Below are 24,715 nucleotides of genomic sequence, written 5' to 3'. Positions count from 1 at the left end.
CATTAGGACAGTTCGCTGACGATCTCACCGATCAGCGCCGGTGCTATGGGCGCCGCCTGGTAGACGCACACGGTGTCGGCGATTCCGTCGACCCGGTCGCGGATGTGCGCGGCCACCTGCGCCGGTGTGCCGCACGCGGCGATGGTGTGCAGGATCTCGTCGGTGATCCGTGCGCCCATCTGCGCCCATTGCCCCTGCTTGGACAGCGCATTGAGCTCGGGCTGCAAATCCTGCCAACCATGCGCGGCCAATACCGGGGCATACGCCGGCGTCGACGCGTAGAAGCCGAGCAGCATCCGGGTGGCGGCTTCGGCGGCCTCCCGTTCGGCGTCGGTGGCACCGGTGGCCACGATGATTTCTGGCACGACCGCGAAATCCTCGGCCCGACGTCCGGCTTGGGCAAGCCCGTCGCGCACCGCGGACATGGTGCTCTCATGCAGGAATCGCTTGGTGGAGAACGGCATCACCAGTAGGCCGTCGGCGTGTGCGGCGGCCGCGCGGGTCAGCCGTGGTCCCAACGCGCCGACGTAGATCGGTGGTGGCCCGTACGGGTTCGGGCCGGGGCTGAACGTCGGGGTCATCAGCGTGTGCCGGTAATAGTCGCCGCGAAAATCCAAGCGTGCACCGGTGTTCCAGGATTCGAAGATCGCCCGCAGCGCCGCGACCAACTCGACCATACGGTCCACCGGACGGTCGAACGCCGCACCGAACCGCTTCTCGATCTGCGCGCGCACCTGGGTGCCGAGCCCCAGAACGAATCGCCCACCGCTGAGCAGCTGATGATCATTGGCCTGATGCGCCAGGTGAATCGGGTTGCGCGGGAACGCAATCGCAACGTTGGTCATCAGGTCCAGGCCGCCCACACCGGCCGCCAGCGTCAGCGGCGCGAAGACGTCGTGCGGTCCCTCGAAGGTGAAGACCCCGCTGACGCCGGCATCGCGCAGCTCACGAGCCTGATCGACCACACCGGTCAGCCCGCTGAGGGCAGTGAGGACCTTCAACGCCGCTACGAGCTGGCCTCGCGTGTGCCTGTCATGCCGTCCGCCGATCCGGCGATCAGGTCGACGAGGTCGCGCAGCTCCCGGTTCACCGCGCCGGAGTGCTCGAGGATCGAGCAGTGTCCCCCGCTGAGTTCGACGAACCTGGCGAGATTGGGTACGGCCTCGGCGATCCGCTCCGAGGCCACCATCGGCAACAACCGGTCGCGGGTGCTGCCGATGACCAGGGTGGGCACGGTCAGCCCGTCGAGGTTGATGTACGACGAGGGGCCGAGCGCGTCGATGAGTGCCCGCACCCAGTGGCCGCGGCTGACCGCCGGGGTCTTGGCGAACAACTCGCAGATCAACGCCGCGACAGAGCGATCGGCCTCACCACCGACGGCGAGCATGTGCACGAACTGCCGGACCGCCAAGTTCGCCGGCCCGACGATCGGCACGTTGCCGAAGGTCAGCAGCGCCCGGCGTGCGGTCTGCACGCGCACCCGTTGCACCGGCGGCGGCACCCGGAACAGGTCGACCTCGGCAAGCAGGTTGCCGGAGGTGGTGTTGATCAGCGCCACCGCATCGGCGCGCTGTTCGACCCGATGGCGGTAGCGATCCGACCAGGCGCTGATGGCGATGCCGCCCATCGAATGCCCGGCGATGACGGCGCGCTCCCCCGGCGCCAGGGTGGCTTCCAGCACCGAGTCCAGATCGGATGCCAGGTGGGTCAGGCTGTAACCGCCGCGCTTGGGCACCCCGCTGCGGCCGTGGCCGCGGTGGTCATAGGCGATCACCCGGTAATCGGTGGCAAGATCAGCGATCTGATGACCCCAGACCCCGATCGCGCAGGTGATGCCGTGCGCCAGCACGATCGGATAACCGTCGGACGGCCCGAAGACCTGGGTGTGCAGCTTGGTTCCGTCTGCTGCGCGGACCGCCATGGTGCGCGCCGGCGGCAATGCCGCCGCGGATATGCCGACACCGCGCCGACTGGACAGTTGAGCACTCATGGCCACCTCATCGGAAATGCGGCAACGCTGCCGCATCGCGAGTCTACGCCTGGTGGACTAGATTTTTGGGAAAGCAGAATTTGACGAAGGGTTCGCCCATGCGCGCGGTACAGATATCCCAGCTCAACGGACCGGCAGCCGCCCGGGTGGCCGATCTCGACGAGCCGGCCGGCGACGGCATGGTCGTCATCGACGTGCACGCCGCCGGGGTGGCGTTCCCCGATGTGCTGCAGTCGCGCGGGCTCTACCAGCACAAGCCGGACCTGCCGTTCGTGCCGGGCGGGGAGGCCGCCGGAGTGGTGCGCAGCGCCCCGGACGGCGCGCATGTCCGCGCCGGTGACCGGGTGGCGGTCTTGACCATGCTCAACGGCGGAATGGCGCAGGTGATCGCGGTTCCCGCCGAGCAGGTGTTCAAGCTGCCGGACACGGTGTCCTTCGAGGCCGGCGCCGGGCTGCTGTTCAACGACCTGACGGTGCTGTTCGCGCTGACCACGCGCGGCCAGTTGGCGGAGGGCGCCACCGTGCTGGTGCACGGCGCCGCGGGCGGCATCGGCACCTCGACGCTGCGGCTGGCCGGCCCGCTGGGTGCGTCGCGGGTGATCGCGGTGGTCTCCACGGAGGCCAAAGCCGAGGTGGCCCGGGCCGCCGGTGCCACCGACACGGTGCTGGCCGACGGGTTCCGCGAGGCGGTGGCCAAGCTGACCGGTGGGCGCGGCGTGGATCTGGTGCTCGACCCGGTCGGTGGTGACCGGTTCACCGACTCGCTGCGGTCTTTGGCTCCGGGCGGGAAGCTGTTGGTGGTGGGTTTCACCGGCGGCGAGATCCCGACGGTGAAGGTGAACCGGCTGCTGCTCAACAACATCGACGTGGTGGGCGTCGGCTGGGGAGCCTGGGCGATGTCGCATCCGGGTGAGCTGGAACGGCAGTGGGCGATGTTGGAGCCGCTGTTGGCATCCGGGAAGGTGGCCCCGCCGCAGCCGGATGTGTTCAGCCTGGAGCAGGCCGCCGAGGCGTTGACGGCACTGGAGAATCGCACCGCGGCCGGCAAGGTCGTGCTGCGGATGCGGGATTAGGGAGCGGCGGCGGGCTCCAGCCGCAGAGTGACACACGTCGCCGACACTTAGTTGACCAACAACGTTGACCAACCCTGGTCAACTACCTACCCTCGATGACATGAAGCAGGTCAAGGTCCAGTACGCCAAGACACACCTGTCTGCGCTGATCGCCGCGGTCGAGAGCGGCGAAGAGTTCGTCATCTCTCGCGGCGACCAGCCGGTCGCCCGCCTCGCCCCGCTGGCCAGGCAAGATGCTCGCGAACTCGGCTTTGTCGCCTATGCGGTTCCCGAGGAGTTCTTCGAGCCACTGCCCGACGAAGAACTCGCCGCATGGGAGTGACGCACCTGCTGGACACCCATGCCCTGCTGTGGGCACTCACCGACCCGGCGCGCCTGGGACCCAACGCCCGTGAAGTCCTCACCGATCGATCCGTCCCGATCTTCGTGTCGTCGGTGTCGGCGTGGGAGCTGGCCACCAAGCAGCGGTTGGGCAAGCTACCTCAGGCAGATGCGGTCCTTGGCGCCTACTCCAGGCATCTCGATCGCTTGGGCGCCACCAGATTGCCGATGGACGAGGAACACGCACTGCTGGCCGGACGGCTCGACTGGGATCATCGAGACCCGTTCGACCGCATGCTGGCAGCCCAGGCGATCATCCACTCGATGACCCTCATCACCGGCGACGCCGCATTCGCCGGCCTCGCCGGCCTGCGTACCTTGTGGTGACCGTCCGCGGTACTGGGCAAGGTCGTCTGCGGCTGCAGGACTAGGGTCGTTGCTGCGAAGCTGTCGGCAGCTCGCACCCGCGATTGCCCCGCCGCATGCTCCGGTTCACGAGAGGAATCCAGGTGCAGGATCGACGTTCACCGCACAGTGCCAGTGCACTCCTCGAAGCCGTGGAGCAATCGCCGAAAGCGGTTGCAGTACACGATAAATCAGCTTGGGTCGGGCTCTTCGCCGCTGACGGGCAGGTCAACGACCCGGTAGGGTCGACTCCCCATGTCGGCACGGCCGCCATCGGGCGGTTCTTCGACACCTTCATTGCGCCGAACACCATCGAGTTTGACGTGCAGCAGGACGTGGTCGCAGGCATGTCGGTGCTGCGAGACCTCACGGTGCGCACCACGATGTCGACGGGTGTCACCCTGCATATCCCGATGCATCTGCGATATGACCTCATCTCGGCGGGGCCAGACAGCGAGCTGAAGATCCAGCGGTTGTTCGCCCACTGGGAGCTGCAGAAGATGATCGGGCAGTTGCTGAGCTCCGGTGGCCGCGGCCTGCTGGCCTCTGCAATATTGGGGCCACAGCTGATTCGCCACCAAGGGTTTTCTGGCAGTGCTGGTTTCCTGCGCGGACTCGCAGGGGTACGAAAGCGCGGAAAGCGTCGGGTCGTCGACCTGGTCGCGGCACTGGCACAGGCTGACACGGTCGCGGTTTCCTCGCTTCTGGCTCCGAATCCAACGCTGAGCCTGGACGGTGTTACGGAAACCTCGGTTGCTGAGTTCACCTCAACAGCACAGCATCTAGAAGTTGAAAAGCTATTGGCCGCAGGGCATACCGTCTCTGCGACTGTGCATCTGGACGGCAGGCGCGGCGTGGGGTTATTCGAGTTCTCTCACGACGCCGCCCACCGGGGCGCGCTTTCCGCTGTCCGCCTCTACATCTGAGCAGGCCGTCGATCAGCACTGATCAAACCTCTGGCTGAGCGGGGAGGGCGTACCTCCCCGGAGCCCGTCCACCAGGATTGACAGCATCCTGTGTGGCGTCGAGATGAGTCTTGCCCGCCGGTGCAGACTGATCTTCATGGGCAGACTCATCTATGGCTTCACCGTGTCGGTGGACGGGTACATCGCCGACACACAAGGCGGCATCGACTGGGCCGATCCGAGCGAAGAACTGCACCAGTACTGGAACGATTTCGAGCGGGAGACCGCCCTGTCGTTCTACGGGCGGCGGCTTTACGAACTGATGTCCGGGTACTGGCCGACTGCCGACGAGGCCCCGGACGCCACCCCATTGATCGTCGACTTCGCCCGCATCTGGCGCGACATGCCCAAGGTGGTGTTCTCGCGCACCCTCGAGTCGGTCGGCTGGAACTCCCGGCTGGAACGCGGCGACCCGGTCGAGGTGGTGACGAAGCTGAAAGCCCAAACCGAGGGCAGGCTGGAGGTGGCCGGCGCGACGCTGGCCGCACCGATCGTGCAGGCCGGATTGGTGGACGAGTACCGGATCGTGGTCGCGCCCACCGCCGTGGGCGGCGGCACCCCGTTCTTCCCGACTCTGCCGTCATGGATCTCGCTGCGACTGTTGGAGAACCGCACCTTCCCGGGCGGCACGGTCCTGCTGCGCTACGAGGCGAAACACGACTGATCGAGCGAGCCTCCAGGCCAGCTACAGCACTCCCGGAATGATCGCCTTGCGGTTACGCGGATAGTCGGGGAACTGCTGCTGATACCACTTGTGGGTGGCCACCGCCCGAGGTCCGAGGTTGGCGATGGAGAAGAGCAGGAAGATCAGCCCCGGAACGGTCCACGCCATGATCGCCCAGCCCGCCCACAGAATGAGTTCACCGAAATAGTTGCCCGAAGACACCCAGCGAAACGCCCCGCCGTAGGGGATGCTGTACCCGCTGCCGCCATCGGCGCGCAGTCCGATCAGGATGCGGTCAGCCTGGAAATTGATCCCCCAGCCGATCACCGCGACGGCGAGCCCCAGGATGAAACGGGGGTCGACAAACCAGCGCTCGTGCTGCAGGTGCGGGGCCAGCGCCACGGCGTAACCGTTGGCGAACCCGTTGACCGCGTTGAAGGTGAAGCCGAAAGCGATACCGGAGATCGGGAAGCGTTTGTCGTCACCCTTGCGGCTCAGCGGATAGATCAGCCCCCGGTAAAGATAGTGACTTTGCCAAAGCACGTACAGGACGATCGCCGGGGCTCCGTGCCGGTGTGCCACAAGCCAGAACGTCACGGTAAAGGCCCACCACTGCGGGCATTCGAACATCAGCCAACTGATCTTTCCGGGCAGGGTGAAGCGCTGACCCGGACTGGCGAAGCGACCGTACGGGTTGGTGATCCAGAAGCTGCTGGCGAAGGTGACGATCGTGAGGACGATCAGGAAGACGATAGCGGCGTGGTAGAGACCGGCCATGGTGGAACCTTTCATCCGATATGAAAGGCAGTAGTAGCACATCGGGGCGCTGAAACGATGACAGGATGAGCGCTGCTCGACTGACCGCTGCGCGAGCGGTTCTGGAGAAGGGACAACGCCATGGCTCTCCGCAACGCCGGGGCGATGTTGGGCACCTGGACGTGCACTCAGCGTGGCGACTCCTTCCCGATGTCCAGATCGGTATCGCCCATCTGCCGTCCCGCGAGTCGCTGTCCCGCGTCACCGATCTGCTGAGGCGCGTGAGCACCACCAACATCGGCGTCAGTCCGATCTTCAACGATCTCGCCGACACCGCGACTTCGTTGCGCTATGCCCGGGTAGCCCTGGACGCGCCGGCCCAACGGGACGGCAACGTGTGCGTGTTCGACGACTCCGTGCTGGGCATCGCTGCGGTCAGCGCACCTGAGGTGACCCGCAAGCTCTCCGAAATCACCCTCGGCCCATTCAATCTGCTGCCCAGCGATGAACGCCTCAGCCTGTGCGAGACCTTCCAGGCTTGGCTCGACCACGACGGCTCAATCGCGGAGACCGCCTCCGCGCTGTTCTGTCACCCCAACACGGTACGGAACCGGTTGCGCCGCACCGAAGAACACACCGGACGTTCCCTGAGCGCGCCGCGCGAACTCGCCGAATTGTGTCTTGCCTTCGAGATTGTCAAGGGCCGCTCAGTGTCCGGAAACGGGAACAGGTCACCACGGCTGGACAGCTGATCAGCACAGGTGATGTTCGGCCGCCTCGATCACCCGCATAGTGCTTCCGCGGTCCAGGCCGTCGCCACCGTCAACTCCCAACTTGCGGGCTGTCCTGGCAACGGCTTGAGTGGCCTCGCCCCGTGACGCGGGGGTGACATGTCCGTCCGGCCCCTTGCGCAATGTATGACATACCACCGAACCCAGTCGGAGCGCTTGGTTGTCGCTCATCCGGATCCTGACCTTGGTATGTATCTCTCGAAGGTAGCTGCTGTTGTCGGCATGTGCGGTACCAACTATTAGTGACGGAGGCACCGATAGAAGAACGGCCGCCACGATGACCCGCCAGCGCCCGGCTTTGGTCTGTGTCATCTGATCCCTTTCCTCGGCCTATCCCGGCGCAGTAGGCATCTGCGGGCGGTTCCTTCAGGGCATCTGCTACCAGAATAAGTACTCGGTCACGGAGCCATAAGCGCCTCCGCTGTTTTGCCGCTCACTCGTGACCTCACGCGCGGCGTGCATACTCCGATGCTGGTGGCCGTATCAGTTGCCGTAGCTCTTGTTCGGGCGGTTCTGGCAGTCGATGTCAGTAGGACACCTGAACTGCGTCTCCGCCCAGCTCTGCCGCCACCGGAAAAACTCTTCGCGACCTGAAAACCCGTGCAATAAACAACGGCCGGACCTACATGCGTGGGTCCGGCCGTTGCCGATGTCCTGAAACATCACATAGTAGCGGGGACAGGATTCGAACCTGCGACCTCTGGGTTATGAGCCCAGCGAGCTACCGAGCTGCTCCACCCCGCGTCGGTGTCTACGAGGTTACCGAACGGGTGGCCGGGGCGCCAAATCGCCTGCATCCGGGGGCCGGCCCGCCTGCGCAGACGGCCTCAACACCATTAACAAAGCCGCCACGGTTCCGACGCCTCGCCGCCACCCGTCGTCTTGTCATTTCTTTGAGAACTCCCGGCATCTGGCACTTCGCCACTGCGCACGACGCCGACCGCGGCCGGTCTCACCAGCCGACCACAAACGCAAATTAACTTCCATCTTGTCGGCCCATCCCCGCTGTGCCATGCTGCATTCCGGGGCCAGAACACTGGGAGAGACAAACCGATGCCCGGATTCGTCGACGCCGTCGGCCGTCTGCTCAGCTACCGGATGAGCGTCGCAGAACTGATCGGGTTGGGCTTGATGCTCGGCACCCCCTACCTGATCATCGGACTGATCTGGTCGTTGACGCACACCGCTCACCTCCACGAGATGCAAGGACTGGACCTGGTGGTGTCGTTCCTTGGCTCGATCGTGTCGTGGCCGGTGCTGCTGGTCGCCAACGTCTGCATGCAGTGACCGTGAAACGTCACGTCGCCCCGCAGCATCGGAGGCCGCCCGGATGATGTTTCTGGTGCGGATCATCGATCTTGTCGTGAGCGTGCTCGGCGGCCGGCCCTCCCCCACAGCCCGGCCCCCGAGCCCCGCCGAGACCCGGATTCACGTCGACCGCCATACCCGGCGCTGGGACAACGATCCCGTCGATCTCACTGAGGCACTTGACTTCTGGTCGGCGGCCGCGGCCGCCGCCAACGTCGTCATGCAGCTGAGCATGCCCGGCGTCGGCCACGGGGTCGTGGAGAGCCGGGTCGAATCCGGTTCACTGATGGAACATCCGTGGAAACGGTTGCGCACCCTCGGCCAGTATTTGGCGGTCGCGGTCCTGGGCACCGATCAGGAACGCGCCGCCTACCGCGACGCCGTCGACGTGGCGCACCGCCAGGTCCGCTCTTCCGCGGACAGCCCGGTCAAATACAGTGCCTTCGATCAGGCTCTGCAACTGTGGGTCGCCGCATGCCTTTTCGTCTTCTACGAAGACACCTACCAACTACTGCGCGGCAAGATGACCGCGGAACAGGCGGAGAAGTTCTACCACCAGGCCTGGACGCTCGGCACCACGTTGCAGGTCACCGAGGACCAATGGCCGCCCACCCGAGCGGAATTCGACACCTACTGGGCCCAGACATGCCAAACGCTGGAGATGGACGACGCCGTCCGCGGCTACCTCATGCGACTGATCGACCTGAAGATGATCAACCCGGTGCTCGGCCTACCCGCCGCACCACTGCTGCGGTTTCTGACGATCGGTTTTCTTGCGCCGCGCTTTCGTGAGCTGCTCGGGGTCGAGTGGTCCGCCACCGATCAGCGCCGGTTCGAGAATCTGTTTCTGTTCGTATCGTTGGTCAACCGCTTCATCCCCCGGTTCATCCGAACCATCAACTACACCGTGGCGATGGCCGAGCTTCGTCATCGCATCCGCCGAAACAAGGCACTGATCTGACCATGGCTCCCCACGACGAAGACGACTTGGGCCCCGACAGCCTGCTGTGGCCTTTCCTGGCCGACCGGCGATTCCTATTCGTGTTGCCCAGGGCGGTATGTCTATTGCTGCTGCATCCCGGTATCGCGGCCGGCATCACCGAGCACGCGCTGATGCGCAATCGCATCTGGCTGCACAAGAAGCGCACCGTCACCCAGGCCGTCAACTACGCTTACACCGATCTGGATATGCGGCCGCAGATGCGGTTCGCCCACGAGCACGTCAAGGGCATCGACAGCCTGGGGAACAAATACCACGCGCTGACCCCCGATACCTTCCATTTTCAGCACAGCGCCTACGTGGAGTCCCTCTTCTTCATGGTCAATACCTTCATCCGCCCACTCGACGCCGAGGAACATGAGCAGCTCTACCGGGAATGCTGCGCCTGGTATCGCAGATACGGCGTATCGACTCGGCCGATGCCGCCGAACTGGCCGGAGTTCGTCGAATACTTCGAGGACCACTGCCGGTCTCAGTTGGTGGCCGGCCCGCACTTCGAGCCGTTCCGCGAACAGATCTTCGCGCCTACCGACTGGTGGATGCGCGCGGTCCCCCCGCCCGCGGTCCGTGCGATGCAGCATCCTCGCGCCCGAGAACTCACCGGGTTCCACGTCTCCACTGCCGACCGGTGGTCGCTGCGGCAGTTCGTCCGGTTGAGCCAGCTGTCGGCACTGACCCCCGGACATCACTGGAATGCCCGGGCAGGCAACGCATTACGCAAAGCGAAATCCCGCGAGGCCATGACACCCCTTGAGGCGACACGTGACTGACGCCGCTCCCGCCGACCGGCGACGCCCCAAAGACCGCAAGCATCAGATCGCCCAGGCTGCCGCCGAATCATTCAGCACCCTGGGGTATCACACGGCGAGGGTGGAGAACATCGCCACCGAGGTGGGTATCTCCGCTCCGGCCCTGTACCGACACTACGCAAGCAAATACGACCTGTTCCGCGATGCGGTACTGGCGCTGAGCCGGCAACTGGTCGACGCAACTGATCCAGCCGTCGCGTCCGAAGCCTTCGCAGGCCCGGCGGAGACGCTGGATCAGTTGATACAAGCCCTGATCGACGTGACAGTGCGCAACCGCGAATCCGGTGGCATCTACCGATGGCAGGCCCGCTACTTGCGGGAATCCGATGCCGCCCAACTATTCGGTCACCTGCGACTGGTCAACCAGCGCCTGCAGCAGCCGCTGGCCGAGTTGCGCCCCACGGTTCCGCTCCTGCATCGGCGGATGCTTTCAGCGGCACTGCTCAGCGTCATCGGGAGCATCACCGACCACCGGGTACGTGCCCCGGCCGACGAGATCAACCACATCCTGACGAAGGCGTCGTCGGCGTTGCTGAACACCGAATTGCCCGCGCCGAACAACTTTTCGCCGGACACACCCGAAATGCGCATCTTCACCTCCGACGCCGGAACCTACGAAGAGCTGCTGCACGTCTCGATGATGTTGTTTCACCGGCATGGCTACGCCGAGACCACCATGGCCCAGATCGCCGAGGCAGCCGGCCTAAGAATCCCGGGAATCTACCGCCATTTCCTCGGCAAATCCGACATCCTCGGCACCGCACTACGACGCCTGTCCGATCGACTCTCCACGGAGCTGTCGGTGGTCGACACCAACCGGTCCGAACCGCAAGAAGCGCTGACGCAGCTGGTCGACATCTATGTCGCCGCCTCGTTCGCAAACCCGGAGCTGGCATCGGTCTATTTCAGCGAACGGGTCCATCTCGATCAGTCCGATCAGACGCTACTGCTTAGCGTTCAGCGATCCACCATCGACTCCTGGGTCGGGTTACTGCTGTCGGCGCGTCCCGAACTCACCGCGACAACCGCCCGATTCCTGGTCCACGCCGCGATGGCCCTGGTGGTCGACATCGGCCGCCTGGCCCATTATGACCGCCCCGACCCAGGTCCGGCAGTGGATCTGGCCCATGCGCAGGCCTGCGTACGCACGCTGATGCACGCCGTGCTGTTCGACGCCTGAACTGACCGCTACTTGGTGTTGTTGAACTTGGCCATGGCGTCGTCAAGGCGTTGCAGCGCCGCACCGTAGGCCGCGAAATCGCCGCGACGCTGGGTGTCCCGCACCGCGGTGATCGCCGATTCGATCTCACGCAGCGCCGCGGTCTTCGCCGGCGACAGCCCGGCGCCACCCGCCGGCGCCGGCGCCGGCACCGCCGCGACGGGCGGGGTGGCCGCCGGCGGACGCTCCTGCGCCGCATTGCCGCCGTCGGTGGGTGCGATATCGGTCGCCGCCGCACTGGCACCGGGCCCGAACAGGCCGGTGAGCGCGTCGGAGACCGTCGGCCCGAAGCCGATCTTGTCGTTGTACATCATCGCCACCCGGATCAACCGCGGGTAGGACGACGAGGCGTCGCTGGAACCCGGTGAGGCATAAACCGGTTCGACGTAGAGCAGGCCGCCCTGGGCCACCGGCAGCGTCAGCAGGTTCCCCCACCGGATGCGGTTCTGGTTGTCACGTCCGATCAACCCGAGTTCCTGGCTGACCGTGGTGTCGGTGGTGATCGCGTTGTTGGCCAGCTTGGGCCCGTTGACCTGACCGGGAATGGTCAGCACGGTGATCTTGCCGTAGGTGTCCGGGTCGGAGCTGGCACTGATGTAGGCGGCCAGGTAGTCACGCTTGAACCGGTTCATCGCGCTGGTCAGCTGGTAGGACGCCGAACCATCTTCCTTAACAAGGTTTTTCGCGACGATGTAGTACGGCGGCTGGAAGCTGCTGGCGGTCGGGTTGGGGTCCAGCGGCACGTCCCAGAAGTCCGATGTGGAGAAGAACGTCACCGGGTCATTGACGTGGTACTTGGCCAGCAGCATGCGCTGCACCTTGAACAGGTCTTCGGGGTAGCGCAGGTGCTCGGCGAGCTGGGGCGAGATCTCCGACTTGGGCTTGACCGTTCCGGGGAACACCTTCATCCAGGCCTGCAGCACCGGGTCCTGCTCGTCCTGCGCGTACAGGCTCACGGTGCCGTCGTAGGCGTCGACGGTGGCCTTCACCGAGTTGCGGATGTAGGACACCCGCCGGTCCGGCAGCAGCCGGTTGAGCTCCACCTCTTTGGAGTCCATGGTCGCCGACGACAGCGACGTCAACTGCGAGTACGGGTAGTTGTCCAAGGTGGTGTAGCCGTCGATGATCCACACCAGCCGCTTGTTGACGATCGCCGGATACACCGTCGAATCGGTGGTCAGCCACGGCGCCACCGCCTGCACCCGGCGGGCCGGGTCCCGGTTGAACAGGATCCGGCTGTCCGAGCCGATCACGTTGGAGAACAAGAAGTTGCGTTCGGCGAACTTGGCGGCGAACACGCTGCGGGCCAGCCAGTTTCCGATACTCACGCCGCCCGCACCGGTGTAGGTGTAGTTCCTGGCCTCGGTGTTGGTCTCGTAGTCGTACTCGCGGTCGGCGCCGTTGCGCCCCACGATCGCGTAGTCGGCGACGGTGTTGGCGATCACCGGCCCGTAGTAGACGCGCGGCTGATCGAGGCGGGCGGGCCCCTGAGAGACCACACTCCCGTTGGCGCCGACGACGTTGGCCAGGAACTCCGGGTAGCCGCCGTTCTGGTTGGGGTCGTTGGCGATGCCCCGCACGGTGTTGGCCGGCGAGGCGATGAACCCGTTGCCGTGGGTGTAGACGGTGTGCCGGTTGATCCAGTCACGCTGGTTGTCGATCAGCCGATCCGGATTGAGTTCGCGGGCGGCCACCACGTAGTCACGCAACTGGCCGTCGTTGTCGCGATAGCGGTCGATGGTGAGCTGATCGGGGAAGAAGTAGAAGTTCTTGCCCTGCTGGAACTGGGTGAACGCCGGGCTGACGATGGTCGGATCCAGCAACCGGATGTTGGAGGTGGTGGCGGCATCGGCACCCACCTGGGCGGCCGTCGCGCGCGCGTCACCGCTGTAGTTGCGGTAGGTGACCACATCCTCGGTCAAGCCGTAGGCCTGCCGGGTCGCCGCGATCGAGCGGGAGATGTACTCACTCTCCTTCTGCGCCGCGTTGGGCTTGACGCTGAACTGCTCCACGATCAACGGCCAGCCCGCGCCGACTACCACCGAGGACAGCAGCAACAGCACCAGGCCGATCGCCGGAATCTGCAAGTCGCGCAGGACGATCGCCGAGAACACCGCGACCGCGCAGATCAGCGCGATCGCCAGCAGGATCATCTTGGCCGGCAGCACCGCGTTGATGTCGGTGTAGCCGGCACCGGTGAACGGCTTGCCGGTGCGGGTGTGGCTGAGCAGCTCGTAGCGGTCCAGCCAATAGGCGGCCGCCTTGAGCAGCACCAGGGTGCCGATCAGGCTGACCACCTGAATACGTGCCGGGCGGCTCAGGGCGCCGGCGCGGCCCGACAACCGGATGCCACCGAAGATGTAGTGCGTCGCCAGGTTGGCGACGGTGGCCAGGCACAACGCCGCCAGCAGCAGCCCCACCACCAGCCGGTAGAACGGCAGGTCGAATGCGTAAAAGCCCAGGTCCTTGCCGAACTGGGGGTCGGTGATCCCGAAGTCACCGCCACGCAGGAACAGCTGGATGCGCACCCAGTAGCTCTGCGCGACGATGCCGGCCAGCAGACCGATCGCGACCGGGATCCCGAATCCGAACAGCCGCAGCCGCGACAACACCGTGGTCCGGTACCGCGCCACCGGGTCGTTGACACCGTTGTTGGGCACGAAGACCGGCCGGACCCGGAAGGCCATCGCCAATGCGGCGAACACGATTCCGCCGACGATCAGCGCCACCACCACGAAGGCGATCAGGCGGGTCAGCAGGGTCGTGACGAACACCGAGCGGTAGCCCAGCTCCCCGAACCACAACCAGTCGACATAGCCGTCGATGAGCCGCGGACCCACCAGCAGCAGCGTGATCACGACGAACGCGCTGCCGACCATGATCCGGCTGCGCGGGGTCAATTTCGGCATCCTCGCGGTCGGCCGCATCCCCACGTGCCACGCTCCCTAGCTCGGTTGTCCCTGAAGGCCCCACTGTAGCCAACTCCGGGCTCAACAAGAGGGGGGCTGACCTCCGTCGGTGATGGTGCGCAACGCGTCGACCGCCTGGGCCAGGGTGTCGACCTTGACCAGCTGCAGCCCATTGTTGTCGGCCATGGCCTCATAGCAGTTGTCCGCCGGGACCAGAAACACCGTCGCGCCGGCCTCCCGGGCCGCGATCATCTTGTGCGTGATCCCGCCGATCGAGTCGACCTGGCCGTTGGTCTTGATGACCCCGGTACCGGCGATGAAGTTCTGTCCGGCCAGCCCGCCGGTGGTCAACTTGTCGACGAGGGCCAGCGAGAACATCAGCCCCGCCGACGGCCCGCCGATGTTGGCCAGGTTGAAGTCGACGGTGAACGGCGCCCACGGCGCATCGAGCACCGACACGCCCAGGAATCCGTTGGGACGGTCCTTGTTCTCTCCCAGCGTAATCCGCGCCGTGCCGGGCGCGGCATTCTTGCGCCGGTAGTCGATGACGACCGTCTGGCCCGGCTTGGTGTCGGCCAGCCGCGCGGTGAACTGTTTGACGGTGTAGACGGGTTCGCCGTCGACGGCGTCCACGGCGTCACCCCGCCGCAACGCACCGGCTGAGGGACCCGGATCGTGTACGTCGGCGAGGGTGACCGCCGTCGGGTAACGCAGGTATCCCAGCGCGGCGTACTCGGCGCTCTGCTCGGAGGCGCGGAAGTCGGCGTCGTTGTTGTCGTCGACTTCCTGCCGGGACTTGCCGGGCGGATAGACCAGGTCACGCGGCACGAGCTGTTCTCGCCCGGACAGCCACAGCGCCAGCGCCTCGCCCAGCGTCAGGCCGTCCCGCTGGGACACCGTGGTCATGTTGAGGTGACCCGTCGTGGGGTGCGTGGTGGTGCCCGTGATGTCGACCACCTGCTTGCCGTCGACCATGCCGAGCGTGTCGAACGTGGGGCCCGGCCCCAGCGACACGAAGGGCACGGTCACCGCCGTCAGCAGCACGCCGAACACGACTACTGGCAGCAGCGCCGCCAACAGCGTCAGAATCCGCCTGTTCACCCCGGGAATGGTAAACGGCGCCGGATCGGACTGGGTCCGGGTCGTGTCGGCTCGGACCTTTGACGACGGGAGTGGCGCGCCGGCCGATACCGATGGGTACCGTTGAGTCTATGGCTGATCTGCCCTTCGGTTTCTCCTCCGGAGACGACCCCGACCGTGAACGAGGCTCGGGACCCAGTGACCCGTTCGGTATGGGTGCCGGTTTCAACATCGCCGATCTGGGCCAGATCTTCACTCAGCTCGGGCAGATGTTCAGCGGCGCCGGCAGGGTGACCGCTGACGGCCGGCCGGCCGGGCCGGTCAACTACGACCTGGCCCGACAGGTCGCGACCAAGTCGATCGGTTCGGTCTCGCCCGTCACGGCGTCGACCACCACCGCGATCGGCGACGCCGTGCACCTGGCCGAGACGTGGCTCGACGGCGTGACCGCGATACCGGCGGGCACCACCAGCGGGGTCGCCTGGACCCCGGTGGACTGGGTGGAGCACACCATGGCCACCTGGCAACGGCTGTGCGACCCGATGGCCGAGCAGGTTTCTTCCGTCTGGGCCTCGGCGCTGCCCGAAGAGGCCAAGAACATGGCCGGCCCACTGCTGTCGGTGATGTCGCAGATGGGCGGGTTGGCGTTCGGATCGCAGTTGGGCCAGGCGCTGGGCCGGTTGTCCGGAGAGGTGCTGACCTCGACCGACATCGGCCTGCCACTGGGGCCCAGCGGCGTGGCCGCGCTGCTGCCCGGTGCGATCGAGGAATTGGCCGGCGGCCTGGAGCAGCCGCGCAGTGAGATCGTCACCTTCCTGGCCGCCCGCGAGGCCGCCCACCACCGGCTGTTCACCCACGTGCCGTGGCTGTCCAACCAGTTGCTCAGCGCGGTGGAGGCCTACGCCCGGGGCATGAAGATCGACATCCGGGGCATCGAGGAACTGGCGCAGGGCTTCGACCCGGCGGCGATGACCGATCCCTCGGCCATGAACGAACTGCTCAACCAAGGCGTGTTCGAGCCCAAGTCGACCCCGGAGCAGCTCGCCGCACTGGAACGGCTGGAGACCCTGCTGGCCCTGATCGAGGGCTGGGTGCAGACCGTGGTCAATGCGGCACTGGGCGACCGGATCCCGGGTACCGCCGCGCTCTCGGAGATGCTGCGCCGCCGGCGCGCCACCGGTGGCCCGGCCGAGCAGACCTTCGCCACGCTGGTCGGTTTGGAACTGCGCCCGCGCAAGCTGCGCGAGGCCGCGGTGCTGTGGGAGCGGCTGACCGCCGCCGTCGGAGCCGACGCCCGCGACAAGGTGTGGCAGCACCCCGACCTGCTCCCCGAGTCCGCCGACCTCGACGACCCGGCCGCGTTCATCGATCGGATCCTCGACGGCGACTCCAGTGGCATCGACTCGGCCATCGACCAGGCGATCGCCGAGTTCCAGCGGTCCACCGAAGACACCGACAACACCGACGACGACTGACGCCTAACGCGTCCCGGCCTCGGGCGGTGAGATCGCACGACGCCACGCCAACGGGTTGAGGTGACGGTAGGGATCGTCTGCTCGGACGGCGAGCAATTCAGCCAAGATCTGTTCGAGCGACTGTTGGGTTTCCTGCCGGACGGTCCCGACCCATCTGTCGGTCGAGACGCGGTCGGGCTTGGTGGTGTCGATGGGGGAGCCGAAGCGCAGATACATCCGCTGCGGCCGGGGAATGAGAGTCGGGCCGATGCCGCGCTGCAGGGGCATGACCATGTCCGGGGGCCCTGAAAGCCGTCGAGTCAGCGCCGCGCTGAAGCGCTCCCAGCTGCCGCCACGACGACTCAGGCTTCGGTAGACGTCGTCGCCCCCGACCAGTCCGACGGGCACGATCGGGTAGTTGTGTTCGACTGCGAGGCGCGCGAAACCGGCGCGGCCCTGCCAGCGCAGGGTGTACTCCTCACCTTTGAACTTGGGGATCTCACGACCGCCGCCCGGGAACACCAGGATGGGCTCGTTGTGCCGCATCAGTTCGCGGACGGGTTCGGGCGCGCCCACCAGAGCCCCGGCCGCGGCGAGCAGATCCCGTGCCGGTCCCCGCATGCGCCCGAACTGCCGGTCCGTCAGCGGCCGTACCCGCTTGCCGATCACCCGTCGAACATGGAATGGAATCAGCAGGGCTTCCACGCTGACCTGGGTGTGGTTGCCCACCAAGAGAAATCGGCCATCACCGGGAAGGTTCTCGAGCCCGGCGACGTAGGGCCGATACGCCTCGATCATGGGCGTGACGGCGTCGGCGACGGCCTCCACCGCCCGACGCATGGCTTCGACCCGCGCCGGCTGGTTGATGATCGCGTCGATGTCGTTGGCGGCGTGCACGTCCCCAACGGTACCCACGCGCCCGACCCATACGAGACCGTCACCGATCCCGCCGTGATCGCGCGCCAGCGCGCCGCCGCGCGCATCGCTTGTCACCCTGTGGATAGCGGAAGGAGCGGCACCTCCAGTCATGACAGGGTCGCGTGCGTGACAAGGGTTGCCTCCGAGACCTCCGCCTACACCCTTGACCCGGCGCTGCCGGTGCTGCTGCGCCCGGACGGCGCGGTGCAGGTCGGCTGGGATCCCCGCCGGGCCGTGCTGGTGCAACCGCCGCGCGGCCTGCCCCCGGCCGCGCTGGCCGCCGTCCTGCGCTCGATGCAGATTCCGACCACCGTCGCCGCGCTGCGTCAGGAAGTCGCCCGGCACGGCCCGGTGGACACCGCGGAGCTGGACGGGCTGCTGGCCGCGCTGGTTCACGCGCGGGTCGCGGTGTGCGACACCGGTGCGCGCAGGCAGTGCCGCACGGTGTCGCTGCGGGTGCACGGCCGCGGGCCGCTGTCGGATCTGCTGGTCGACTCGCTGCGCTGCTCGAGCGCGGTGGTCCGCACCAGCAGCCATCCGCACGCCGCGGTGAGCACCGCCGGCGCCGATCTGGTGGTGCTGTCGGACTACCTGGTCGCCGACCCGCGGCTGGTGCGTGAGCTACACGCCGAGCGGGTGCCGCACCTGCCGGTGCGGGTGCGCGACGGCACCGGCATGGTGGGTCCGCTCGTCCTTCCGGGGGTCACCAGCTGTCTGACGTGTGCCGATCTGCACCGCCGCGACCGCGATGCCGCTTGGCCCGCGGTGGCCGCCCAACTGCGTCACACCGTCGCCCACGCCGACCGCGCAACGGTGCTGGCGACGGTGGCGCTGGCACTGAGCCAGGTCGACCGGGTGATCGCCGCGGTGCGCGGGATGGCGACCGACCGGGACCTCGCCGCACCTGCGACGCTGAACGCCACCCTGGAGTTGGATCTGGCCACCGGATCGATCATGACGCGGCGCTGGACCCGCCACCCGCTCTGCGATTGCTGAGGTCACGTCCCGGCCCCGAGAATTGTCAACGCGGTGACCCGCACCACAACGACGTCGTGGATGATGGACACGTGTCAGAAATCAAACGCGGGAGCGCAGCGCGCAATGCGAAGCTGGCCAGCCTGCCCGTCGGCATCGCCGGCCGGGCAGCACTCGGATTCGGGAAGCGGCTGACCGGCAAGTCCAAGGACGAGGTCACCGCCGAGCTCATGGAGAAGGCCGCCGACCAGTTGTTCACCGTCCTGGGTGAACTCAAGGGCGGCGCCATGAAGGTGGGCCAAGCGTTGTCGGTGATGGAGGCGGCCATCCCCGAGCAATTCGGCGAGCCTTACCGGGAAGCGCTGACCAAGCTGCAGAAGGACGCTCCGCCACTGCCCGCGGACAAGGTTCACCGGGTTCTCGACGGGCAGCTGGGCACCAAGTGGCGGGAGCGGTTCAGCTCCTTCGACGACACGCCTATCGCCTCGGCCAGCATCGGCCAGGTCCACAAGGCGGTGTGGGCCGACGGCCGCCCCGTGGCGGTCAAGATCCAATATCCCGGTGCCGACGAGGCGCTGCGTGCCGATCTGAAGACCATCCGGCGGTTGACCGGCGTCTTCAAGCAGCTGGCACCCGGCGTGGACGTCAAGGGCGTCGTCGATGAGCTGATCGAGCGCACCGAGATGGAGCTGGACTACCGGCTCGAGGCCGACAACCAGCGCGTCTTCGCCAAGGCCTACGCCGGCCACCCGCACTTCCTCATCCCGAACGTGGTGGCCAGCGCCCCGAAGACGGTGATCCAGGAGTGGATCGAGGGTGTCGGCATGGCCGAGATCATCCGGAACGGCACCGTGGAGCAGCGCGACCTGATGGGCACCCGGCTGGCCGAGTTCACCTGGGACGCCGCGCGCCGGCTGGAACTGATCCACGGCGATGCCCACCCGGGCAACTTCATGCTGATGCCGGACGGCCGGATGGGCGTGATCGACTTCGGCGCGGTGGCGCCGATGCCGGGCGGTTTTCCGCCGGAACTGGGCGCCGCGGTGCGCTACGCCCGGGACAAGGACTACGACAAGGTCATCGAGACCATGCGCCAGGGCGGTTTCATCCAGAAGGGCCAGACCGTCTCGGTGCGCGAGCTCGACGAGATGCTGCGCCAGCACGTCGAGCCGGTGGAAGTCGAGGTGTTCCACTACACCCGCAAGTGGCTGATGAGGATGGCCGGCAAGCAGCTGGAGCGGCCGGTCGAGCAGCTCAAGACCGCCCGCCAGCTGGACCTGCCGCCCAAGCTGGCGATGCCGATGCGGGTGCTCGGATCCACCACGGCGATCATGTGTCAGCTCGATGCACACGTGCCGATCAAGCGGCTCTCCGAGGAATTGGTGCCAGGTTTCGTCGCCGATCCCGACAGCGGCGCAGCGATCGGGGCCTCGACCTAAGAGCTCACGCGGCCACCGGCTCCTTGCGCGGCCGACCGCGGGGCCGTTTGCGGCCGATGACGGTGCCGCGGTCGAGGATCTCGCCGCCCCACACGCCCCACGGTTCGGCGCGCTGCAAGGCCAGCGCCAGGCACTGCCGGCGGATCGGGCAGTGGCCGCACAGCGCCTTGGCCCGCTCCAGGTCGGCCGGCTCGTCGGCGAACCACAGGTCGGGATCGCTGTTACACGGCAACTGCAGCCGGTTCTTCATCGGATTTCACCTGCTCTCGGATCAGTTCAGTCGGAAAACAAAAATGGCCACGATCCCTCGCGGGTCCGTGGCCATCGGGTAGTTGTGCTGATTCGTTAGGCAAAACCCCGATGCACGGACGCAACGGCCGCGGCGGCGGCATGCGCGCCGGCGGCACGCGCAGCAGCGGCTGCGCGTACAGCGAAGGCGACGGGGGTGATCATGATCTGGGAGGTTAACGGCTGGTGGCCCGGATACACAACCGAATTATCGCCAGGGATCGACTGGTATCACTTGAGGTATCATCCATCCATGGCTTGGACGATGCGACTCCCACCTGACGAAGAGGCCGCCCTCGATTCACAGGCCGAGGCGGAGGGGCGATCCAAACACGAGATCACCCGGGATGCCGTTCAGGCTTACCTCCTGAGGCATCGTCGGTGGGAAGAGCCGTTGCTCAGCGACGCAGACACCTTCGACCTGGGCGGCCCAATCGCTAGAGACGAAATCCGCAAGGCCATGCACCGGCACGCATGATTGTTATCGCCGATAGCTCCGGGATACTCGCACTTTTCAACCGATCGGATCCGGTGCACTTCTCGGTACGACGCGCCGCGGATGCCGCGAGCGCACTCGTGGTGAGTCCGCTTGCACTGACCGAAGTGCATCATGTGGCGAGCGTTCGCGCCAGCCGTCAGGTCGCCGACGCAATACTGGGACTCCTCGCCGACCGAGCCGACGCGGGACGTGTCGTCATGGGCGCAGCCGGCTCCACCCAGTTACGCGCCGCATTGGACGTCCGGACGGCCTACTCCGACGTGAATCTTGACCTCGTCGACGCGATGTGTGTGGTGCTCGCCGCCGAGTACGACACCGATGCCGTCTTGACCCTCGACCGCCGCGACTTTCGCCTACTCCGACCCCTGCGCCGGTACCCAGCGTTCCGGGTACTGCCTGACGATCTGGGCCCATAGGTACCGTCTGGGCCCATAGGTACCGTGTCGAACTGCCTGTTCAGCCGCGGTTGCGGACCAGCTCGAGCACGTCGGAGCCGAACTGCTCCAGCTTGCGCGCGCCAATACCCGGGATGGCGACCAGCGCGGCCTCGTCGCCGGGCAGCATCTCGGCGATCGCGGTGAGGGTGTTGTCCGAAAAGACGATGTAGGCGGGCACTTTCAGCTCCGTGGCGGTGCGCAGCCGCCAATCCTTGAGCGCGACCAGCAACTCGGTGTCGACGTCGGCCGCGCACGTCTCGCATCGACTGAGCATGATGGCCGCCGGGGTGGCCAGCGCCTTGTTGCAGATCCGGCAGTGTTTCGGGGCGCTTCGGCCCCGGCGCTTCCCGGGGGTCCGCGCATCGGACTGCGGCACCGCGCCATCGATACCGTTGAGGAACCGTGACGGCTTGCGGCTGGCCCGCCCGCCCGGCGCGCGGGCCAGGGCCCAGCTCAGCGCCAGGTGTATCCGGGCCCGGGTGACACCGACGTAGAGCAGCCGGCGTTCCTCTTCGACGGCCTCGCTCTCCGCGCCGTGCGCCAGGGCGTGCGAGATGGGCAGGGTGCCGTCGGCGAGCCCCACCAGGAACACCGCGTCCCACTCCAGCCCCTTGGCGGCGTGCAGCGACGCCAGCGTCACACCCTGCACCGTCGGCGGGTGCCGGGAGTCGGCGCGCATCCGAAGCTCGGCCACCAGCGCGGGCAGGTCCAGGTCGGGGCGCTGCGCCACTTCGTCGTCGACCAGTTCGGCCAGCGCACCGAGTGCCTCCCAGCGCTCCCGCGCCTTGGCGCCGCTCGGCGGTTCGGCCGTCAGCCCCAGTGGTTCCAGCACGCCGCGGACTATCTCGGGTAGTGGCCCGTCGGCTCCGCGCTCGGCGGCCCGCTGCAAGGCGACCAGCGCCTGGCGGATCTCCTGGCGAGTGAAGAACCCCTCTCCCCCGCGAACCTGATAGGCGATGCCGGCCTCGGTGAGCGCCTCCTCGTAGACCTCCGACTGCGCGTTGATCCGGTACAGCACCGCGATCTCAGCCGGCGCGATGCCGTCCTGAATCAACCGGGCGATGGATTTGGCCACCGCGCCGGCCTCGGCCACCTCATCGGGATACTCGCGGAAGGTCGGCGCCGGGCCGTGGTTGCGTTGACCGATCAGATTCAGCTTGCTGCCCGCCACCCGCCCACGGGCCGCGGCGATCACCCGGTTGGCCAGCGACACCACCTCCGGGGTGGATCGGTAGTCGCGCTCCAGGCGTACCAGGGTGGCGTCGGGGAATCGGCGGGTGAAGTCGAGCAGGTAGCGCGGGGAGGCCCCGGTGAACGAGTAGATGGTCTGGTTGGCGTCGCCGACCACGGTCAGGTCGTCGCGCTCCCCCAGCCAGGCCGACAGCACCCGCTGCTGCAGCGGGGTGACGTCCTGGTATTCGTCGACGACGAAGCAGCGATAGCGGTCCCGGAATTCGGCGGCCACCGCCGGGTCGTTCTCGATGGCGGCGGCGGTGTGCAGCAGCAGGTCGTCGAAATCGAGCATCGCCACTTCGCCGCGCGCTTTCAGCGCCTCATAGCCGGCATAGACGTCGGCCAGCTTGGCTGCGTCGATCGGGGTGTCCCGGCCTGCCGCGGCCACCGCGCCCGGATACTGCTCCGGTCCGATCAGCGAGGCCTTGGCCCACTCGATCTCGCCGGCGACGTCGCGGACGTCGTCGTTGGAGAGCCGCAGCCCGGCATGCCCGGCGGCGCGGGCCACCACCCCGAACTTGCGGTCCAGCAGTTCCCAGCCGGTGTCGCCGACCACCCTCGGCCAGAAGTAGCGCAGCTGTCGCCGGGCGGCGGCATGGAACGTCAAGGCCTGAACTGTGCCCACTCCGTTCCCAAGCCCGCGCTCGGCTCCCGCGGCCGAGCCCAGCGCACGCAGCCGGGACCTCATCTCGCCGGCAGCGCGCTGGGTGAACGTCACCGCGAGCACTTGGCCGGGCGCGACATGACCGCCGGCGACCAGTTGCGCGATCCGGTGGGTGATGGTGCGGGTCTTGCCGGTCCCGGCACCGGCGAGTACGCAGACCGGCCCGCGCGGCGCCAGCACGGCAGCGCGCTGCTCTTCGTCCAGACCGGCGATGAGCGCATCCATGGCGTCCATCTTGGCAGGGACCTCAGACGCGGATTCGGGCATCATCGGATGACCGACTACGTTTGAGAAGTTATGAACCCGCTCGTCATGTACACCACCCGCTGGTGCGGCTACTGCCGACAGCTCAAAGCCTCGTTGGCGAAGCTCGGGATCGACTACGAGGAGATCGATATCGAGATGGATCCGACGGCGGCGGAGTTCGTCAGCTCAGCCAACGGCGGCAACCGCACGGTGCCCACGCTGCGCTTCGCCGACGGCTCCACGCTGACCAACCCGACCGGGCGTGAGGTCAAGGCGAAGCTGGAGCGGCTGGGCGGGTAGATCCGGCTCGTCAGTCCGTTTCAGCCCAGGACTCTATGATGGTCCGGGCGATCGAGATCGACCCGGGCAGCAGCAGTTTCGACTCCGTGGCGCCGTTGTTCCAGGCCCCGGCGGCCATCGCGGCCCGCACCTCGTCGCGGGTGAACCACGCGGCCTCGGTGATCTCGCCGTCGCTGAAGACGAACTCCTGCCCCCGGTCGGCGACAGCGTGGAAGCCGACCATCAGCGACCGTGGGAAAGGCCAGGGCTGGCTGCCCAGGTAGGTCACATCGCGCACCTGCAGCCCGACCTCTTCGTGGATCTCCCGGACCACGCAGGTCTCGAACGACTCGCCCGCCTCGACGAACCCGGCCAGTAACGAGAACATCCGGACCGGCCAGTTGTGCTGCCTGGCCAGGACCACGCGGTCGGCGCCGTCGTGGACCAGACAGATCACCGCCGGGTCGATCCTGGGGAACTCCTCGGCGCCGGTGAGCGGGTTGGCCCGCGCCCACCCGCCGCGCACCGGCTTGGTTGGTGTGCCGTCGACGGCCGAAAAACTGGAGTTCTCATGCCAATTCAACAGTGCTATCGCCGAGGACACTAGCTGAGCACTGACGTCGTCGAAGACATCGCCGGTGGCCCGCAAGTCCAACAGGGAGGCGTCGGTCCCCGGCGGCGCCTGCAGCGCGCCACGGATCGCCCAGACGTGCCGGCCGTCGTCGATACGGCCCAGAAACACCGCATCTGGCGGTGGAGTGTCGCGCAGTTCGCCGGCGTCGTGCAGCACCACCCGGCCGGCGGCGACCAGTACTTGATTGCGAGGATTGACCCGCAGCAGCGCGGCGGTCGACCAGCCGGCGATCGCCGCGTCGGTGTCGGTGCGCAACTGGTCGGCGCGGTCTGCCCCCACTCGCGACAGCAGAGGCACCTCGCGTAGCTGGAAGTTGCCCATTATGCCTCCCCGTGCCGACCCGCCGCGCCCGGCTTTGC

Annotated in this window: 25 protein-coding genes and 1 tRNA gene; 16 read left to right on the top strand and 10 right to left on the bottom strand. The window is 66.9% G+C overall.

Annotation, left to right across the window (positions count from 1 at the left end):
- Positions 1 to 2: 2 nt before the first annotated feature.
- Complete coding sequence (locus AWC16_RS08715; RefSeq protein ID WP_085264355.1) at positions 3 to 1,001, bottom strand: TIGR03617 family F420-dependent LLM class oxidoreductase; 999 nt, start codon at positions 999 to 1,001, stop codon at positions 3 to 5.
- Between the two features lie 5 nt (positions 1,002 to 1,006).
- Positions 1,007 to 1,990, bottom strand: a complete 984-nt coding sequence (locus AWC16_RS08710; RefSeq protein ID WP_234812180.1) for an alpha/beta fold hydrolase — start codon at positions 1,988 to 1,990, stop codon at positions 1,007 to 1,009.
- 98 nt (positions 1,991 to 2,088) lie between these two features.
- Between AWC16_RS08710 and AWC16_RS08705 the strand changes: the two genes are divergently transcribed.
- The 5 genes from AWC16_RS08705 to AWC16_RS08685 all read left to right on the top strand — a co-directional run bounded on the left by AWC16_RS08705 (position 2,089) and on the right by AWC16_RS08685 (position 5,418).
- Entirely contained in the window at positions 2,089 to 3,063 is a 975-nt protein-coding gene (locus tag AWC16_RS08705; protein WP_085264354.1) for an NADPH:quinone oxidoreductase family protein, read from the top strand.
- Positions 3,064 to 3,163: 100 nt separating this feature from the next.
- Positions 3,164 to 3,385: a type II toxin-antitoxin system Phd/YefM family antitoxin gene (locus AWC16_RS08700; protein ID WP_085264353.1), complete on the top strand. Its 222-nt coding sequence runs from the start codon at positions 3,164 to 3,166 to the stop codon at positions 3,383 to 3,385.
- Positions 3,376 to 3,771 carry a type II toxin-antitoxin system VapC family toxin gene (locus tag AWC16_RS08695; RefSeq protein ID WP_085264352.1) on the top strand — a complete coding sequence of 132 codons (396 nt, stop codon included), beginning with the start codon at positions 3,376 to 3,378 and terminating at the stop codon, positions 3,769 to 3,771. The genes AWC16_RS08700 and AWC16_RS08695 overlap by 10 nt, the downstream gene beginning before the upstream one ends.
- Positions 3,772 to 3,893: 122 nt before the next feature.
- Positions 3,894 to 4,715, top strand: coding sequence for a nuclear transport factor 2 family protein (locus tag AWC16_RS08690; RefSeq protein WP_234812179.1), 822 nt, complete (start codon positions 3,894 to 3,896; stop codon positions 4,713 to 4,715).
- A gap of 136 nt (positions 4,716 to 4,851) precedes the next feature.
- Entirely contained in the window at positions 4,852 to 5,418 is a 567-nt protein-coding gene (locus AWC16_RS08685; RefSeq protein ID WP_085264350.1) for a dihydrofolate reductase family protein, read from the top strand.
- A gap of 21 nt (positions 5,419 to 5,439) precedes the next feature.
- Here the strand turns inward: AWC16_RS08685 and AWC16_RS08680 are convergent, their stop codons facing one another.
- Positions 5,440 to 6,195 carry a phosphatidylethanolamine N-methyltransferase family domain-containing protein gene (locus AWC16_RS08680; protein WP_085264548.1) on the bottom strand — a complete coding sequence of 252 codons (756 nt, stop codon included), beginning with the start codon at positions 6,193 to 6,195 and terminating at the stop codon, positions 5,440 to 5,442.
- A 65-nt stretch (positions 6,196 to 6,260) separates the two neighbouring features.
- Between AWC16_RS08680 and AWC16_RS08675 the strand changes: the two genes are divergently transcribed.
- Positions 6,261 to 6,926, top strand: coding sequence for a PucR family transcriptional regulator (locus AWC16_RS08675; RefSeq protein WP_085264349.1), 666 nt, complete (start codon positions 6,261 to 6,263; stop codon positions 6,924 to 6,926).
- A 709-nt stretch (positions 6,927 to 7,635) separates the two neighbouring features.
- On the opposite strand, the gene AWC16_RS08670 is transcribed toward AWC16_RS08675, so the two are convergent.
- A tRNA-Met gene (locus tag AWC16_RS08670) sits at positions 7,636 to 7,709 on the bottom strand.
- Positions 7,710 to 8,018: 309 nt separating this feature from the next.
- On the opposite strand from AWC16_RS08670, the gene AWC16_RS08665 reads away from it, so the two are divergent.
- The 4 genes from AWC16_RS08665 to AWC16_RS08650 are packed head-to-tail and all read left to right on the top strand — an operon-like array spanning position 8,019 to position 11,262.
- On the top strand, positions 8,019 to 8,252 hold the full coding sequence (locus AWC16_RS08665) for a hypothetical protein (RefSeq protein WP_085264348.1): 234 nt from the start codon (positions 8,019 to 8,021) through the stop codon (positions 8,250 to 8,252).
- Between the two features lie 43 nt (positions 8,253 to 8,295).
- Positions 8,296 to 9,234 (top strand): oxygenase MpaB family protein, encoded by a 939-nt coding sequence (locus tag AWC16_RS08660; RefSeq protein WP_409370653.1) that lies wholly within the window; start codon positions 8,296 to 8,298, stop codon positions 9,232 to 9,234.
- Between the two features lie 2 nt (positions 9,235 to 9,236).
- Positions 9,237 to 10,043, top strand: a complete 807-nt coding sequence (locus tag AWC16_RS08655) for an oxygenase MpaB family protein (RefSeq protein ID WP_085264347.1) — start codon at positions 9,237 to 9,239, stop codon at positions 10,041 to 10,043.
- Positions 10,036 to 11,262 (top strand): TetR/AcrR family transcriptional regulator, encoded by a 1,227-nt coding sequence (locus tag AWC16_RS08650; protein WP_085264346.1) that lies wholly within the window; start codon positions 10,036 to 10,038, stop codon positions 11,260 to 11,262. The genes AWC16_RS08655 and AWC16_RS08650 overlap by 8 nt, the downstream gene beginning before the upstream one ends.
- Positions 11,263 to 11,270: 8 nt before the next feature.
- On the opposite strand, the gene AWC16_RS08645 is transcribed toward AWC16_RS08650, so the two are convergent.
- Complete coding sequence (locus tag AWC16_RS08645; protein WP_085264345.1) at positions 11,271 to 14,234, bottom strand: UPF0182 family protein; 2,964 nt, start codon at positions 14,232 to 14,234, stop codon at positions 11,271 to 11,273.
- A 57-nt stretch (positions 14,235 to 14,291) separates the two neighbouring features.
- On the bottom strand, positions 14,292 to 15,311 hold the full coding sequence (locus tag AWC16_RS08640) for a YlbL family protein (protein WP_085264344.1): 1,020 nt from the start codon (positions 15,309 to 15,311) through the stop codon (positions 14,292 to 14,294).
- 110 nt (positions 15,312 to 15,421) lie between these two features.
- Here AWC16_RS08640 and AWC16_RS08635 point away from each other — a divergent pair, with 110 nt between their 5' ends.
- The gene (locus AWC16_RS08635; RefSeq protein ID WP_085264343.1) at positions 15,422 to 16,765 is read left to right on the top strand and encodes a zinc-dependent metalloprotease; all 1,344 of its coding nucleotides are present in this window, start codon (positions 15,422 to 15,424) and stop codon (positions 16,763 to 16,765) included.
- A 3-nt stretch (positions 16,766 to 16,768) separates the two neighbouring features.
- On the opposite strand, the gene AWC16_RS08630 is transcribed toward AWC16_RS08635, so the two are convergent.
- Positions 16,769 to 17,584 carry a lysophospholipid acyltransferase family protein gene (locus AWC16_RS08630; protein ID WP_085264546.1) on the bottom strand — a complete coding sequence of 272 codons (816 nt, stop codon included), beginning with the start codon at positions 17,582 to 17,584 and terminating at the stop codon, positions 16,769 to 16,771.
- A gap of 204 nt (positions 17,585 to 17,788) precedes the next feature.
- On the opposite strand from AWC16_RS08630, the gene AWC16_RS08625 reads away from it, so the two are divergent.
- Positions 17,789 to 18,658: a TOMM precursor leader peptide-binding protein gene (locus AWC16_RS08625; protein ID WP_085264342.1), complete on the top strand. Its 870-nt coding sequence runs from the start codon at positions 17,789 to 17,791 to the stop codon at positions 18,656 to 18,658.
- Positions 18,659 to 18,714: 56 nt separating this feature from the next.
- On the top strand, positions 18,715 to 20,076 hold the full coding sequence (locus AWC16_RS08620; RefSeq protein WP_085264341.1) for a macrolide-binding ATPase MABP-1: 1,362 nt from the start codon (positions 18,715 to 18,717) through the stop codon (positions 20,074 to 20,076).
- A 4-nt stretch (positions 20,077 to 20,080) separates the two neighbouring features.
- Here AWC16_RS08620 and AWC16_RS08615 read toward each other — a convergent pair whose 3' ends face one another.
- Positions 20,081 to 20,326: a WhiB family transcriptional regulator gene (locus AWC16_RS08615; RefSeq protein WP_085264340.1), complete on the bottom strand. Its 246-nt coding sequence runs from the start codon at positions 20,324 to 20,326 to the stop codon at positions 20,081 to 20,083.
- A gap of 201 nt (positions 20,327 to 20,527) precedes the next feature.
- Between AWC16_RS08615 and AWC16_RS25775 the strand changes: the two genes are divergently transcribed.
- Positions 20,528 to 20,842 (top strand): CopG family ribbon-helix-helix protein, encoded by a 315-nt coding sequence (locus tag AWC16_RS25775; protein WP_409370672.1) that lies wholly within the window; start codon positions 20,528 to 20,530, stop codon positions 20,840 to 20,842.
- On the top strand, positions 20,839 to 21,279 hold the full coding sequence (locus tag AWC16_RS08605) for a type II toxin-antitoxin system VapC family toxin (RefSeq protein WP_085264338.1): 441 nt from the start codon (positions 20,839 to 20,841) through the stop codon (positions 21,277 to 21,279). The genes AWC16_RS25775 and AWC16_RS08605 overlap by 4 nt, the downstream gene beginning before the upstream one ends.
- A 40-nt stretch (positions 21,280 to 21,319) precedes the next feature.
- Here the strand turns inward: AWC16_RS08605 and AWC16_RS08600 are convergent, their stop codons facing one another.
- A complete protein-coding gene (locus AWC16_RS08600) occupies positions 21,320 to 23,431 on the bottom strand; it encodes an ATP-dependent DNA helicase UvrD2 (RefSeq protein WP_085264545.1) in 2,112 nt (703 codons plus the stop codon).
- 63 nt (positions 23,432 to 23,494) lie between these two features.
- Between AWC16_RS08600 and AWC16_RS08595 the strand changes: the two genes are divergently transcribed.
- Positions 23,495 to 23,743, top strand: coding sequence for a mycoredoxin (locus AWC16_RS08595; protein ID WP_085264337.1), 249 nt, complete (start codon positions 23,495 to 23,497; stop codon positions 23,741 to 23,743).
- Positions 23,744 to 23,753: 10 nt separating this feature from the next.
- Here AWC16_RS08595 and nudC read toward each other — a convergent pair whose 3' ends face one another.
- Positions 23,754 to 24,677, bottom strand: a complete 924-nt coding sequence (nudC, locus tag AWC16_RS08590) for an NAD(+) diphosphatase (RefSeq protein WP_085264336.1) — start codon at positions 24,675 to 24,677, stop codon at positions 23,754 to 23,756.
- Positions 24,678 to 24,715 lie beyond the last annotated feature (38 nt).

This window comes from Mycolicibacter longobardus (assembly GCF_002102265.1).
GTDB classification, from domain to species: domain Bacteria; phylum Actinomycetota; class Actinomycetes; order Mycobacteriales; family Mycobacteriaceae; genus Mycobacterium; species Mycobacterium longobardum.
The sequence above is the reverse complement of the archived record's forward strand: the minus strand, read 5'-3'. Positions and strand labels throughout refer to the sequence as shown.

Coding starts and splice junctions, on each gene's coding strand:
- AWC16_RS08710 (WP_234812180.1), bottom strand. CDS start 1,990: ATGAGTGCTCAACTGTCCAGTCGGCGCGGTGTCGGCATATCCGCGGCG.
- AWC16_RS08705 (WP_085264354.1), top strand. CDS start 2,089: ATGCGCGCGGTACAGATATCCCAGCTCAACGGACCGGCAGCCGCCCGG.
- AWC16_RS08700 (WP_085264353.1), top strand. CDS start 3,164: ATGAAGCAGGTCAAGGTCCAGTACGCCAAGACACACCTGTCTGCGCTG.
- AWC16_RS08695 (WP_085264352.1), top strand. CDS start 3,376: ATGGGAGTGACGCACCTGCTGGACACCCATGCCCTGCTGTGGGCACTC.
- AWC16_RS08685 (WP_085264350.1), top strand. CDS start 4,852: ATGGGCAGACTCATCTATGGCTTCACCGTGTCGGTGGACGGGTACATC.
- AWC16_RS08680 (WP_085264548.1), bottom strand. CDS start 6,195: ATGGCCGGTCTCTACCACGCCGCTATCGTCTTCCTGATCGTCCTCACG.
- AWC16_RS08675 (WP_085264349.1), top strand. CDS start 6,261: ATGAGCGCTGCTCGACTGACCGCTGCGCGAGCGGTTCTGGAGAAGGGA.
- AWC16_RS08665 (WP_085264348.1), top strand. CDS start 8,019: ATGCCCGGATTCGTCGACGCCGTCGGCCGTCTGCTCAGCTACCGGATG.
- AWC16_RS08660 (WP_409370653.1), top strand. CDS start 8,296: ATGATGTTTCTGGTGCGGATCATCGATCTTGTCGTGAGCGTGCTCGGC.
- AWC16_RS08655 (WP_085264347.1), top strand. CDS start 9,237: ATGGCTCCCCACGACGAAGACGACTTGGGCCCCGACAGCCTGCTGTGG.
- AWC16_RS08635 (WP_085264343.1), top strand. CDS start 15,422: ATGGCTGATCTGCCCTTCGGTTTCTCCTCCGGAGACGACCCCGACCGT.
- AWC16_RS08630 (WP_085264546.1), bottom strand. CDS start 17,584: ATGCGTCGGGCGGTGGAGGCCGTCGCCGACGCCGTCACGCCCATGATC.
- AWC16_RS08615 (WP_085264340.1), bottom strand. CDS start 20,326: ATGAAGAACCGGCTGCAGTTGCCGTGTAACAGCGATCCCGACCTGTGG.
- AWC16_RS25775 (WP_409370672.1), top strand. CDS start 20,528: ATGATCTGGGAGGTTAACGGCTGGTGGCCCGGATACACAACCGAATTA.
- AWC16_RS08605 (WP_085264338.1), top strand. CDS start 20,839: ATGATTGTTATCGCCGATAGCTCCGGGATACTCGCACTTTTCAACCGA.
- AWC16_RS08600 (WP_085264545.1), bottom strand. CDS start 23,431: ATGGACGCCATGGATGCGCTCATCGCCGGTCTGGACGAAGAGCAGCGC.
- AWC16_RS08595 (WP_085264337.1), top strand. CDS start 23,495: ATGAACCCGCTCGTCATGTACACCACCCGCTGGTGCGGCTACTGCCGA.
- nudC (WP_085264336.1), bottom strand. CDS start 24,677: ATGGGCAACTTCCAGCTACGCGAGGTGCCTCTGCTGTCGCGAGTGGGG.